The 13439-nt window shown below is 69.7% G+C and carries 12 protein-coding genes; 6 read left to right on the top strand and 6 right to left on the bottom strand.

Going from position 1 to position 13439, the window contains the following annotated elements; translation table 11 throughout:
* Positions 1–118: 118 nt before the first annotated feature.
* Positions 119–1567 (top strand): alpha/beta hydrolase, encoded by a 1449-nt coding sequence (locus BJ982_RS31270; RefSeq protein WP_184886002.1) that lies wholly within the window; start codon positions 119–121, stop codon positions 1565–1567.
* A 79-nt stretch (positions 1568–1646) separates the two neighbouring features.
* Here the strand turns inward: BJ982_RS31270 and BJ982_RS31265 are convergent, their stop codons facing one another.
* On the bottom strand, positions 1647–1982 hold the full coding sequence (locus BJ982_RS31265; protein WP_184886000.1) for a hypothetical protein: 336 nt from the start codon (positions 1980–1982) through the stop codon (positions 1647–1649).
* A 63-nt stretch (positions 1983–2045) separates the two neighbouring features.
* On the opposite strand from BJ982_RS31265, the gene BJ982_RS31260 reads away from it, so the two are divergent.
* The gene (locus tag BJ982_RS31260) at positions 2046–2960 is read left to right on the top strand and encodes an oxidoreductase (RefSeq protein ID WP_184885998.1); all 915 of its coding nucleotides are present in this window, start codon (positions 2046–2048) and stop codon (positions 2958–2960) included.
* A 96-nt stretch (positions 2961–3056) separates the two neighbouring features.
* Here BJ982_RS31260 and BJ982_RS31255 read toward each other — a convergent pair whose 3' ends face one another.
* A complete protein-coding gene (locus BJ982_RS31255) occupies positions 3057–3815 on the bottom strand; it encodes a DUF2306 domain-containing protein (RefSeq protein WP_184885996.1) in 759 nt (252 codons plus the stop codon).
* A gap of 710 nt (positions 3816–4525) precedes the next feature.
* On the opposite strand from BJ982_RS31255, the gene BJ982_RS31250 reads away from it, so the two are divergent.
* On the top strand, positions 4526–5824 hold the full coding sequence (locus BJ982_RS31250) for a hypothetical protein (RefSeq protein WP_184885994.1): 1299 nt from the start codon (positions 4526–4528) through the stop codon (positions 5822–5824).
* 50 nt (positions 5825–5874) lie between these two features.
* Here BJ982_RS31250 and BJ982_RS31245 read toward each other — a convergent pair whose 3' ends face one another.
* The gene (locus BJ982_RS31245; protein ID WP_239123666.1) at positions 5875–8271 is read right to left on the bottom strand and encodes a transglycosylase domain-containing protein; all 2397 of its coding nucleotides are present in this window, start codon (positions 8269–8271) and stop codon (positions 5875–5877) included.
* Positions 8272–8323: 52 nt separating this feature from the next.
* A complete protein-coding gene (murA, locus tag BJ982_RS31240; RefSeq protein WP_184885992.1) occupies positions 8324–9628 on the bottom strand; it encodes a UDP-N-acetylglucosamine 1-carboxyvinyltransferase in 1305 nt (434 codons plus the stop codon).
* A gap of 126 nt (positions 9629–9754) precedes the next feature.
* Between murA and BJ982_RS31235 the strand changes: the two genes are divergently transcribed.
* Complete coding sequence (locus BJ982_RS31235; protein WP_184885990.1) at positions 9755–10273, top strand: hypothetical protein; 519 nt, start codon at positions 9755–9757, stop codon at positions 10271–10273.
* A 107-nt stretch (positions 10274–10380) separates the two neighbouring features.
* Here BJ982_RS31235 and BJ982_RS31230 read toward each other — a convergent pair whose 3' ends face one another.
* On the bottom strand, positions 10381–10905 hold the full coding sequence (locus tag BJ982_RS31230) for a snapalysin family zinc-dependent metalloprotease (RefSeq protein WP_184885988.1): 525 nt from the start codon (positions 10903–10905) through the stop codon (positions 10381–10383).
* Positions 10906–11092: 187 nt separating this feature from the next.
* On the bottom strand, positions 11093–11416 hold the full coding sequence (locus BJ982_RS31225; RefSeq protein ID WP_260414652.1) for an amidase family protein: 324 nt from the start codon (positions 11414–11416) through the stop codon (positions 11093–11095).
* Positions 11417–11647: 231 nt separating this feature from the next.
* On the opposite strand from BJ982_RS31225, the gene BJ982_RS31220 reads away from it, so the two are divergent.
* Entirely contained in the window at positions 11648–11869 is a 222-nt protein-coding gene (locus tag BJ982_RS31220; RefSeq protein ID WP_184885986.1) for a hypothetical protein, read from the top strand.
* A gap of 558 nt (positions 11870–12427) precedes the next feature.
* The gene (locus tag BJ982_RS31215; RefSeq protein ID WP_184885984.1) at positions 12428–12862 is read left to right on the top strand and encodes a hypothetical protein; all 435 of its coding nucleotides are present in this window, start codon (positions 12428–12430) and stop codon (positions 12860–12862) included.
* Positions 12863–13439: the final 577 nt, after the last annotated feature.

Below are 13439 nucleotides of genomic sequence, written 5' to 3'. Positions count from 1 at the left end.
CGATCGCGCGGACGCCGAGTCCGCGGCTCGTCATCTGCGGACGGTGTCCATCCGGCCGGTGGCGACCGTACTTTCGGCCGAGGACCTCATCCGCGTCCGACGGGGACCATGGCACTCCATGAAGCGAACGCTCACGGCCTCCCTGCTCGCGCTGGCGGCCGTCCTGCCGGTCACGCTGAGCGGCACGACGGCCGCCGCCGACGCCCCGATCTCCTGGCGGCAGTGCGGCGACCAGCCCGGAGCCGAATGCGGCTCCCTGGACGTCCCCCTCGACTGGACGCACCCCACCGGCGCCACGATCAAGCTGTCGGTCACCCGCCGGAAGGCGGCCGATCCCGCCGCTCGCGTCGGCACGCTCTTCTACAACCCCGGCGGGCCGGGCGGGCAGGCGGTGCTGATCGTCCGTGACTACCCCTCCACCGCGTTCAGCGCGGAACTGCTCCGCCGCTTCGACGTCGTCGGCGTCGACCCGCGCGGCGTGGGGGAGAGCCAGGCGGTGCGGTGCGGTCTGCCCGTCCACGATCCCGAGGTGAGCGAGTATCCTGACACCCCCGCCGGCTACGAGGCGCTCGTCGCGCACAACAAGGCCGTCGGGGAGAGCTGCCTGGCGGAGACGGGCCCGCTGCTGCGGCACATCGACACCGTGAGCGTGGCGCGCGACGTCGACGCCGTGCGAGCCGCGCTCGGCGAATCGAAGATCACCTTCCTCGGCAAGTCCTACGGCACCATCCTCGGCACCCAGTACGCCCAGCTGTTCCCGAACCGGATCCGCGCGATGGCGCTGGACGGCGCGGTCGACCATGGCATGAGCTCCCGGCGTCTGGTCACCGACGCGACGAGGGCGGTGGAGGACTCGTTCGAGCAGTTCGCGGCCTGGTGCGACCGCACGGAGAACTGTGCGCTGCACGGCCGCGACGTGGGCCGCGTGTGGGACGGCCTTGTGGCGCTGGCCGAACGCGAACCGATTCCCGTCAAGGACGGACGCCCGCTGACGGCCGAGGAACTGCGGTACGTCGCGTACGCCTTCCTCACGATGGTGCCGGAGTTCGCCGGAGGCTTGGCGACGGCCCTCGCGCAGGCCGAGCGGGGCGACGCCTCGATCTTCGCCTCCATGCGGGGGCAGGCGCTGGACGACCCGGTGAGCACCGCCGCGTACCGCTCCGTGCTGTGCCTGGACATCGACCCGCGGATCCACGGCTACCGCGACCTGCGAGCGCGGCTGGAGAAGGCCCGCGCGCTGTCACCGCACATGAAGGGCACGTCGGAGTTCTGGGACATGACGGCCGGCTGCCTCGGTTGGCCCGTGCCGCCCGCCAATCCCCAGCGGCCCGTGGACGTTCACGGTGCCCCGCCGATCCTGGTCGTCGGCACGACCCACGACCCGGCGACCCCGGCCGGCTGGGCCCGTAGCCTGTCGTCCCACATCAGCGGCTCGGGCCTGCTGACGTACGACGGCACCGGCCACACCGCCTACCTGCGCTCCGCCTGCGCCACCGACCAAGTCGACCGGTACCTGCTCACGGGTCGGCTCCCCGCCCGGGGAACCGTCTGCGAGGCCGGCCGGTAGCGCTCGACGTCCGCGTCGCCCCGCGCGCCCGTCCGTCGCGGCCGGAGCCGCCGGCCGGGCGCCGGGAGGTGACGGGATTTCAGAGTTTACGGATGGCGATGGCGTTGTCGCCGAGGCCGCCGGAGCGCGGGTAGATGCACTGGTACGCCTGGACAACGGCGGTCGTGGTCCATCCCGGCGGGGACGACTGGAGTCCGCAGATGATCGCGGTGGATCCGGCCGGGCGGCCGTTGAGGTTGGTCAGCGTGTGCTGGTCGTTGAAGATGCGGTTGGGCGTCTTCGTCATCTCGCAGGAGAACGAGTAGGAGAAGGACGTCGCGTAGAACCCGGCCGGGGGCGGGGTGATACAGGCGGTCACGGTGCCGCCGGAGGGCGTGCCGGTGGCGTCCTCGATGCTCTTGGCGCTGTAGTACACCGAGCCCGGCGTGCCGCAGGTGTCCCAGTTCAGAGCGGGGGCTCCAGGTGGGAGACTGCGTCAATGGGTTTGAACAGTGTTGCCGCGGGGGCGGCGGGGACTTGGGAGCTTGGGGACCTTACGGTCAACAGGCTGGGGTTCGGGGCCATGCGGCTGACGGGGAGTGCGGCGTTTCATCTGGGGGTGCCGAGAGATCGGGGACGGTCGATCGCCGTGCTGCGGCGGGCGGTCGAGTGGGGGGTGAACCATATCGACACGGCCGCGTTCTACTTCTCGGCGCTGCGGTCCGCCAATGAACTGATCAACCGGGCGCTGGCTCCGTACCCCGATGATCTGGTCATCGTTCCCAAGGTGGGGCCGAGGCGCGACGAGTCGGGGGCGTGGGCCACGTGGGCGACTCCCGAGGAGCTGCGCGGCCAGGTGGAGGAGAACATCCGCCAGCTCGGCCTGGACCACCTCGACGTGGTGAACCTGCGCGTCAACAGGACCGGGTCGATCGCCGAGCACTTCGGCGCGCTGGCCGATCTGCGGGAGCAGGGTCTCGTTCGCCATCTCGGCGTCTCCAACGTCAGCGCGAAGCAGCTGGCCGAGGCTCAGGGCATCGCCCCGGTGGTCTGCGTGCAGAACCGCTACGGCCTTGACGTCCGGCCTGCCGGCTCCGAGGAGGTGCTGCGGGTCTGCGGCGAGCAGGGCATCGCGTTCGTGCCGTTCTTCGCCATCGCCGGTGAAGGGCGCGAGCAGGGCGCTTCCGCCACCCACGACGATGCCGTCACCGAGATCGCCCGTACGCACGGCGCCTCGCCGGCGCAGGTGCGCCTGGCGTGGACCCTCCAGCGGGGCCCGCATGTCCTCGCGATCCCCGGCACCGGCGACCCGGCCCACCTCGCCGAGAACATCGCCGCCGGCGCCCTGCGCTTGTCCGGCGCCGAACTGGCCCGCCTCGACTCTCTCCACTCGGTCGGCTGCTCACCCGGGTAGGAGACCGGCCGACAGGGGGACGCCTGGTCGCCGCTGCCGCGCGCGGCGTAGGATCCTCGCCCGTGACTGGGACGACGTGATCCGGCCTGCGGTTCGTCAGTGCCCGCGTGCGCCCGATGTCGGGATCTCTCGCGGCGGCAGGGTGAGCCGTCGGCCGGAGGTGTGCTCGATCCACCATTGGGCGATGATGAGGTTGATTATCCAGCCGGCCCAGCTGATCGTGTCCAGGACGTGGTCGAAGTCCACCTGCTCGGCCCACGGGGACCACCAGAGCCACGACATTCCCACGAAGAACGCCCAGACGGGGCCGCCCCACACGACCGCGAAGCTGTAGATCATCCAGCGCCGGTGCTCGGCGTACCGGCGGCGTCGCAGCGCGACCCAGCCGATCAGCGCCGTGCTCGCCCACAGGACCGCGGCCATGGCGCTGCCCACCTTGCCCACCGGACTGGAGACCGGGAGCATGACGAGGACGAGCAGCGCGGACGGGATCGCCCCCGCGAACACGTACACCCGGCCGGCCCACCGGTGCACGGCCGGGTGGCGCCGCCGGAGCCACGGCCAGATCTGCACGACGACCGTCACGAGCGCCAGCGTGCCGGTCGCGACGTGCGCCGCGATCAGCCAATAGTGCGCCGCGGACTCCACGGGCCGCTGCGCCCGGGCGGGGTCGAGCGCGGAGTACTTCGGGATCTGGAAGGCGAGGAACACGATGGTGAGGATCGCCAGGGGCAGGGGCGCGAAGTCGCCGGGCCGCCGTCTTGTCCGGCCGCGCGGCCGATGGAGTTCCGTGCCGGGATTCTCCCGCTCGCCGGTCCGGCCTTGCGGAGTGCTGAGATCATGAAGCTGCGTCACGTCCGTCCTCCTGTCGGAACGCACGGATCGCCGATGAATCCCCCCCAGCGCGATCCAATGCACCCCAGCGTCTTTCCAAATTCACCGTGCGGCAACTTCTGAAGTGCGAGCCGTGGAATCGGCGCGCGGTTTTCCGGGCACCGCTTTCGGGGTTTCGGTGTACCGCACCGCGGATAATCGCCGGAGCGAAATCCGGGTGCCGTGCCGTATTAATCGTGCGACATCACGAATATCCGGTTGTATCCGTCGGTGGGCGGCGTGCGGTATAAAGCGGCGGTTCCGGGGTGGTGCTCCAGGGGCCACGGGCGGGCGTGGCCGGGATCGTCGCGAGGGGATCGCCAGTGGCCGGGGTGGTCCATCGCGGCGGGGACGGCTGAAGACCGCGGGTGATCGCGCCGGATCCAGGCGGGCGGCCGTTGAGCTTGATCGGGGTGTGGTGTTCCGGTCTGTGATTCACAGTCTGTTCGTGGGCTGGGTGCGTAAACCGGGAACAGGGGCACGCGCGTCATTCTTCGGGAACGAGTGATTCAGCCGTTTTCCCGTGCGTACGGGCGAAGACGGCCTCTGTCCGAAGGGTTGGAGACGATCATTCTCGCCGGTCCCATCCGGCTTGTGCGGGGACGGTGTTCTTTGCGCCGGGCACCATGGTGGCGGGGGAACGGTGATCAAGTCGAAACCGATATCAGAGGGGATATTCGAGGGGGATTCACATGGCCATCGAGCTGGCGGTCGCCTTGGGGGTCATCGCGGCGCGGACCGCCGTCGCCCAGTTGATCCGCGGCGCCTACCTGAGCAATGACGACTGGGCGGGTGTCGCGGCCCAGGTGGTGGACGCGCTCATCACCACGGCGACCGGGCAGCGGTCCGGGTTCCAGCAGGTGGGACAGAGACTGGATCAGTTCGGACGGCAGATCGACGATCTCGGGCGGCGGATCGACGCCCTTCCCGCCCGGGAGTTCGACAACCACATGGCCGCCGGCCGCAGATATGTGCGCGACTTCCCGGACTCGTGGCGCACCGCGCAGGACCGCCGCGAGCTCGTCCGCGACGCCCGCCACGAGTTCGTCCGCGCGTTCGGCGTCGCCGAGCGGATGAAGGACGCGCACCGGCAGGCGCTGGCGGACGTGGCGATCGCGGGCTGCTGGTTATGGGTGCCGTCGATGAACGACGTGACGAAGACCGTGGGGGCCGCCCGCCGCATTCTGGAACAGGAGATCCTCTTCGGCGCCGCTCCGCTCGCGGCCTCGTACAAGGACGTGCTCTCGTTGTGCAAGGCGTTGGGCGAGCGGCCGGCCTCGACCGGGCTTCCCGTCATCCCCAGGAGCGGGCAGGCGCCGACGCCGGGGGCGCGTCTCGCCGTCACGGCGGTTCAGGGGCACTGGGTCGGATGCGCGGACGTCGAGGTCAACGTGGAGGCCGTGACGGCCCCTGAGCCCCCGACGGCGCCACGTCCGCGTTCGACGGCCCCCAACCCGCCCCCGACCCGGTTCGTCCGGCGCTCCGGCGGAGGGATCGTCCCGTCGGCGGATCCGAACTCATGGTCGCTGGGCACCTCCGTGCCGCCCAGGCCGGCGTTCTTTCCCAGGACACCCGGACAGCGTCCTCTCGCGAGTCCTCTCGGGCGCACGGGGTCCGGCGGGACCGTGAAGTTCAAGGTCCGCAACAGGAGGGCCGAGTGGATCGCCGTGTCGCTGACACAGGCCGCGGTGATCGTCGAAGTTCCCGTGAACGGCACGCTCCCCGCCCAGAACCGCGTCGCTCCCGGCAAGACCAAGACCTTCACCCTGAGCCGCCCCTCCCTCACGACCCTGACCTTGACGCCCCCCTCCAAGCCCCGCGTCGGTTTCGTCCTCCCGAACCCAGCCCGGTCCAGCACACCCGGCACACCACCCCCGGCACGCCGCCAACTCCCCACCCCACCGAATCCAACGACCCGCCGGCCATTCCCACAGAACCTCCAGAGCCCGTTCTTCCGCTTCCCGCCCGGCGATTCCTCCGCAAACCGCTGACCCGGGGGCCCTCGACGGCGTCCCAGGCCTCAGTGGCGGGACGGCGCGCACTACCAGCGGCTTCGCGGTGGTTCCTCCAGGAACCACGGGTGGCGGTGGTCGCGGCCGTGGTAGAGGTCCCAGAGGTACCGGTAGGGGTCGATGGAGGATCGTCTCCAGTGGGGGCGTGGCCGGTGGCCGCGGTCCTCGTCGGTGTAGGGGCCCTCGGCGTAGCCGCCGGGGTCGCCGTGGTCGTCAGGGGCTCCCGGGCCGGTGCGGGGGTCCTCGCCGTCGCGGCGTTTGCGGGGGTCTGCGGATTCCATGTCCTCGGGCTTGAGGCTGGGGGTGGTGCCGCCGCCGAAGCGGGAGGTATTCGGGGGGTGGAAGGAGGTGGCGGGGGTGTCGCGGAGGGCGTTGTCCATGGAGTGGACCCAGATGGGGCCGGGGAGGGTGGCGCCCTGGACGCCGCCGTAGGAGCGGCCGCCGATCTCCACGCCGGTCAGCGGGTGTTTGTAGGCGCCGCGGATGTCGCCCAGGCTGACGGCGGCGGCCAGGTCGGGGGTGTAGCCGGCGAACCAGGCCGAGGTGTAGTCGTTGTTGGTGCCGGTCTTGCCCGCGGCGGGGCGGCCGATGCCCTGGCCCTTCATCGTGCCGCGGGTGAAGACCCCGGACAGGATGTGGTTGACGGCGTCGGCGACGTCCTCGTCCAGGGCGGCCGAGCAGCTCGGCGCGACGGTGGTGCGCCGGCCGCGCCGCTCGGTGATCTCCAGGATGGCCATGGGGCGGCAGTACCGGCCGCGCGCCCCGAACGCCGCGAACGCGCCCGCCACCGTCACCGGGTCCATCTCGTTGACGCCGAGCGTGAAGGTGGGCACCTCTTTGAGCGGTTTGCCGTCGGCGCGGACCACGCCGAGCGCGCGGGCGGTCTTCACGACGTCGCACAGGCCGACCTCGCGCTCCAGCATCATGTAGAAGATGTTCACCGACTGCCAGGTGCCGGTGGCGAGGCTGTGCGGGCCGCCCTTGCCCTCGCCGCCCGCGTTGTGGATCACCGTGCCCGGCGCGTTCACCCGCCGGCCCGAGCAGTCCTTGTACCCCGAGGACGGCACGAAGCTGCCGGGCGTGTCGAAGCCCTGGTCGAACCTCCAGCCCTTGGCCAGGGCGGTGGCCAGCGTGAACACCTTGAACGTCGACCCGGCCTGGAAGCCCTGCCCGCCGCCGTGCGCCATGTCCGCGACGAGGTTGTAGGTCGTCTTCGGCCCGTCGTCGCCGGGGTTGACGCCGAACTTCTTGCTCGCGGCGAGGGCCCGGATCCTGCCGGTGCCGGGCTCCACCATGGCCTCGGCGGCCACCTGGTGGTCCTTGGGGCTCACGTGGGCGGCGATGGCCCGCTCGGCGGCCCGCTGCGCGACGGGGTCGAGCGTCGTCTTGATCACCAGCCCGTCGCGGTACAGGCGGCGCTCCCGCTCGGCCCGGGTGCGCCCGAACGCGGCGTTGGTCACGATCTCCTTCTGCACGTAGAGGCAGAAGTACGGGGAGTCGCTCTCGGAGCACCCGCCCGGCTCGGCCCGCATGTTCAGCGCGAGCGGCCCGGCCTTGGCGGCCTCGGCCTCGGCGCGCGGCGCCATGCGGAGCTGGGACATGCGGTCCAGGACGAGGTTGCGACGCGTCAGCAGCTCGGACTGGTGCTCGGTGCCGAGCGTGGGATCGGTGACGAACGGCGTGCGCACGGCCCCGGCGAGGGTGGCGGCCTGGGCGAGGGTGAGCGCGGAGGCCGGCACGCCGAAGAACCGCCGCGCCGCGGCCTCCACGCCGAAGGCGCCGCCGCCGAAGTAGGCGATGTTGAGGTAGCGCAGCAGGATCTGGTCCTTGGTGTACTTGCGCTCCAGGCCCATGGCGTACCGCAGCTCCTGGATCTTCCTGCGGATGCTCGGCGCGCGGGCGAGGTCGCGCTCGCCCTCCGAGCGGGCGTTCTGCAGCAGGATGTTCTTGACGAGCTGCTGGGTCAGCGACGATCCGCCCTGCCGGATGCTGCCCGCCCTGGCGTTGGTCACCAGCGCGCGCAGCGTGCCCTTGACGTCCAGCCCCGCGTGCTCGTAGAACCGCGCGTCCTCGATGGCCACGATCGCCTTGCGCATCATCGGGGCGATCGCCTGGAGGTCGACCGACTGCCGGTTCTGGACGTAGAACTGCGCGAACTGCCGGCCGTTCTTGTCCAGCAGGCGGGTCCGCTCCGGCAGGGGCAGCTCGCGCAGCATGGTGGGCACCTCGAAGAAGTCGTGCGCGGCGTCCCGGGTCAGGACGCCGGCGCCGCCCACGGCCGGGAGCGCGATGGCCGCCACCAGCAGGCCGCCGACCACGCCCGCCATGCCGAGCGTGGCGATGGCGAGCGGCACCGACGGCCCCGGCCACCGGAGCCGTGCGGGCTCGCCACCCGCTTCGGTGCGGCGGTCGGATCCCGAGGTCACGGGATAAAGGTGCTCACAGGAGGAACGTCCGCAAACGCCCCTCGCGGAACCTTTACGCTCCCCGGCTGATCTTCAACCCAAGTGAGGTGAACTGGTCGAAAACGCGATGGTAGCCGCGCTCGATGTGATTCACCCCGCGCAGCGTGGAGGTGCCCTCGGCCACCGCCGCGGCGAGCACGGCCGAGAACCCGGCCCGGATGTCGGGCAGCGTGACGTCGGCGCCGCGCAGCTTGGACACCCCGCGCACGACCGCCGAGTGCTTGGCGTTGGTGTCGTGGTAGCGGCACGCGGGCCCGCCGAGGCACACGTCGAACGTCTCGATCTCGCAGCCCATCTTCTGCAGCGCCGGCACGTACACCAGGCGGTTCTCGAAGACGGTCTCGTGCAGCACCGACATGCCCTCGGCCTGGGTGAACAGCACCATCAGCGGGGTCTGCCAGTCGGTCATGAAGCCGGGGTGGGTGTCGGTCTGCACGGCGGCGGCGCGCAGGCCGTGCGGCGCGGAGGCGGTCAGCCACTCGTCGGTGATGTCGAACCGGGCCCCCATGCGGGCCAGGGTGGTGATCGCGGTCACCAGACGGTCCTGCGGGCAGCCGTGCACCCGCACCTCGCCGCCGGTGATCAGGCCCGCCACCAGGTAGGAGAACGCCTCGATGCGGTCGCCCGCGAGCCACGTCGAGGCGCCGCGCAGCCGCTCGACGCCCTCGATGACGATGCGGCGGTCCGGGCTGAGCTCGATGCGCGCGCCCATGCGCTGCAGGAACAGCGCCAGCTCGACCACCTCGGGCTCGGTGGCCGCCCCCTTGATCACCGTCTTGCCCTCGGCGAGCACCGCCGACAGCAGGATCGTCTCGGTGGCGCCGACGCTGGGGTAGGGCAGCTCGATGCGGGCGCCGCGCAGCCGGGTCGCCTTGGCGAAGATGCCGGTGTCGCGCACCTCGATCTCCGCGCCGAGGGCGCGCAGCGCCTCGACGTGGAAGTTCACCGGCCGCCGCCCGATCGGGTCGCCGCCGACCAGCGGGACGTACGCCTCGCCCGCCAGGTGCAGCAGCGGGCCGAGCATCAGGATCGGGATGCGGTTGAGGCCGGTGAAGGCCTCGGGGACGCGGGGACGGATCTCGGGGCCGCGCTCCAGGGTGATCTCACGCTGGGTGATGTCGACCTCGATGCCGAGGGCCGAGAGCATCGCGGCCGTGATGCCGACCTCGCCCACCTCGGGGGCGTTGTGCAACGTGCTCGGGCCGATGCCCAGCATGGCCGCGACCATGTGCTTGGACACCGCGTTCTTCGAGCCGCGTACCTCGACGTCCCCGCGCAGGGGGCCGCTCGGATCGATCAGCCATACCTCATCGCTCACGGGGGACAGCCTAACCATGCGGCGCGCGTGGCCGAAGGTACGGCGGCGTGCTCCCGTGGGTAACATATGCGGATCCGCACGCTGGTGCAGGGGCGCGCGACAGGACGGAGTGATCCGGTGCGGCATGTGCGCGATTTCGGAGCGACCGTGGTCGTCCTCGCCGTCCTGGGGGTGGTCGCGGGGTTCACGTGGTCGGCCCTCGCCCCCCGCACGCCGTATCTGATCACCCGGACGGGTCCCCAGCTCACCGATCCCACCTCCCAGTCCCTGATCGCCGCCGACGGCTGGTTCGCCGTGGTCACCGGCGTCGGTGGGCTGGCCTGCGGCATCGTCGCCTACCTGATCTCCCGCCGGGGGCGCCCGGTGGCGCTGCTGGCCGGGCTGGCCGTCGGCGGCCTGCTCGCCGGGTTCCTGACGCTCAGCGTCGGCATGTCGCTCGGCGACTCCACCATCCGCGCGGCCTCCACCGGCGCGGCGGCGATCGGCTCCCGCGTCGACGTCCTCACCGTCACGGCCTACGGCGTGCTGCTGGCCTGGCCTCTGATCGCGGTCGCCGTCTTCGGCATCGTCGAGTCCGTGGACGGCTACCGCGACTCGCCTCTCCGTAAGCCGTACGCGGGGGAGTTGGGCCCGCTGGACTCCTAGTCACCGCGACCGGTCACCGCGTCGTCCGCGCGGGCCCGCAGGCCGCGAATTCCGGCGGCCCGGGGGCAGGAGCCCTCCGGGCCGCCGCTTATCGCCTGTCCGGTTCGTCAGCGGTTGACGTACAGCGTGTTGAAGGTGATCTGCGGGGTTCTGCCGGCGAAGTTGCGGTCGACCTCGGCTTTCTCCGCCGTGTTCGGGTTGGGGTTGGTGCAGCTCGTGCCGGCGCTGGCGCCCGACATCAGGTCCGTGCACAGGCCGGTGCGGCGGTCGGGCAGACCGAGAATGTGGCCGATCTCGTGGGTGGAGATGCGCAGCGGGTTGTGGCCCTGCTGGGTGGCCTGACGGCCGATCCAGACCGTTCCGCGGCCGAGGCTGGTGGGCATGGCACGGGGCCATCCGTTGTCGGCGTACACCACGAAGTGGGCGGGCGTTCCCGGTTCCAGCCGGACGTTGCGGACGCTGGAATTCCAGATCGCGGCGGCCTGGTCGATGTAGGGGCGGAACTCCTGGGCACGGCTGGCGTCATATCGCAGGACCGTGACGAGGGACTTCGCGTGGCCGGCGGGGGCGCTGATTAGAAAAGACGTGAGGGTGACGGCCAGGATGGCGAGGAAATGCACAGCTCTTCGCATCGGTATCCTCCGGGGGGCTGGGGGTTACCCAATTGGATGACATATGTCATCTACGGCGTCAAGAAGCCCGGAGCCGTGGGCGTTTCGCGCCTCTCAGGGGTCTGGCCTGCGGCGACGAGAACGCCGGACGGTGATATAGCACCGGCGTTACTGGGAAATGTTATGTGCGCGGGCGCCCGGGCGAGCGTTATATGCGCTGGTCCGGGGCGGACCGTCCTGACCGCGAAATTCCGCGACGCGGGGCCGGAGCGGCGCGGTCGGGCCACGGCCTGGGGATGATCTGGACGCCGACGGGCAGCCCTTCCGGGGTGAAGCCGCACGGCACCGAGGCCGCGGGTGCGTGCAGGACGCTGATCCAGTAGGCCGAGCGCATCCAGGCCAGGTAGTCCGGCATGGGAGTGCCGGCGACCTCGGTGACGTACGGCTCCTCGACCGGGAACGGCGGCACCTGGCTGACCGGGGCGACGAGCACGTCGTAGGCGTCGAAGAAGGCGCCGGCGCGGTGGAACAGCAGGCTGCGCAGGACGTCGGGACGCGGTGGTGGAGGCGACCCGTGCGGGAGGCGAGTTCGGCCCGGACCAGGCAGCCCTGATCCGGGTGGTCGAGTACACGGATCCCAATCGCGAGCCTGGCCAGGACGGCGCGCTGATGTGCTCGGTCACCGCGCTCCTGGACCTGCGGGACGGTCCGGCCGGCGCCTTGGCCGGGATCTATCACCAGCGGTGGTCACACGGGACCGGGAATGATCAGATCAAGACGCATCCGCGCGGGCCGGGTGCTTCGGTCCAAGAAACCGGACCTGGTGCTCGCCGGAATGTGCGGCTACCTGTTGACCCACTACGCGCTGTCGGTGTTGATCTGCGAAGCCGCGACCGAGGCCCAGATCGGCCCGGACCGGGTCAAGTTCACCTGGCCCGTCCACGAAGTCCGTGGCCGTGCCGATGAGCTGTGGATTTCCTCCTGATCGGCAGGATCGGTGAGCGAGGTCCTCAGGAAGGACATCACGCGAAACAGCATGTCACCCCAAGCGGCGCGACCGCAGCTACCCGCGGTGGTCAAGCGTGCCCACCACAACTCCTTCGCGCTCAAAGGCCTGGCGATGTTGGCGTACGCCGCGATGGACCCGCCGTGATCAACCTCGCCCCAACCTGCCTTGACCCACCCTCGCCACTTGATCATTTTTAGGTAAGCGGCATTGAGTACTGAGCCGTGACCATGACTCCTCGGCCGCCACGGCGACGCGAGACGCTGAGACCGTTACCAACCTTCCTGTCACGCTCAGCTATCAGCTGATAACAGGATGGCGGCCGACGGTGAGAGTTCATATACCGGAACATGCCACTTGATTTCCTTAGGTGAATTTGACATCCTGCAGTCAGGCAGAGAAACACGCCGAAAAGGGGTGATGTATTTGGACTATTTCTAGCCTGGACATGCGTGGCGTCATATGGACCTTCATGGCCGCCTGCATATCGGTCATCCCTTTAGCCTGCCATGGATCGGTGTACGCGAAAGGATGCTCATGAAGAAGTCGTCCCTTATCTTGGCTGGAGCATTGGCTCTCAGCGCTGTCGTCGCGAGTGCTGTACCGGCTGCTGCCTCAGTCACCCCCGAGTGGACCGCGACCGGAACGGCCGGAGATGTAGTGGGCGCTTACGGGCGTGGGGACCTCGATTTCGACGCCAACGGCGACATCGCACTCACCATCGCGGTTACTGATACCGCCACCGATAGTCACGGTGCCCGCCTCTACATCCGATTTGGACTCGCCACGGGTGGCTCTTCATCTCCCTATAGCGTCAGCGCCTCTGGTAGTGGTGCATATCAAGAAAGAGTTATCAGCTACCCTCGAATCAATGTCAGCAACGGCGATGACGCCGTCCAAGTCAAAGAGTGCCTCACCGAGGCGGGTGGAGATTACTCGTGCGGTTCTTGGGATAACGCCATCTGGCTTTAGCTCAATCGCCGCTCCAAAGGGTAACAGTAGATTATCCAGGCTGTGTTGATCCCAGGCGTATGAAGAGATCGGAAATGGCCCGCTAGAATCATTTCGTTTTGGGTTGACCGATCTGATTCCAGTGACTGCGGAAGACGCCTTACTGATCCTTGATGCGCGTGATTACACTCCTGCTGTGATGGTCAGGTCGGTGTCACGCGGGCCCAGTCGTAGATTGTCATCTGTGACTGTTCAGGTCCTCTGTCACGGAAGCCGTAGTTCGTGATCCCCCGGCTTCACGAACTACGGCTTCCGTGACTCGGCGAGGCATCCGTCGACGAGGCGCGGGCGGTACTGGATCTTTTGAGCCAATGCCGCCCCGCGCGGATGCGTCTTGATCTGATCATTCCCGGTCCCGTGTGACCACCGCTGGTGATAGATCCCGGCCAAGGCGCCGGCCGGACCGTCCCGCAGGTCCAAGAAGCCCGCAGGTTCAGGACGGAGGAGAAGCCGGAGTCGCCGATCAGCGGCATCCTCATCGAGCGCGCCCCGCGGCCAGCGGAGGCACCCACCGTGTCAGCACGCGCCCGGCTCTCCC

Source organism: Sphaerisporangium siamense (assembly GCF_014205275.1).
In the GTDB taxonomy this organism is placed as follows: Bacteria; Actinomycetota; Actinomycetes; order Streptosporangiales; family Streptosporangiaceae; genus Sphaerisporangium; species Sphaerisporangium siamense.
The sequence above is the reverse complement of the archived record's forward strand: the minus strand, read 5'-3'. Positions and strand labels throughout refer to the sequence as shown.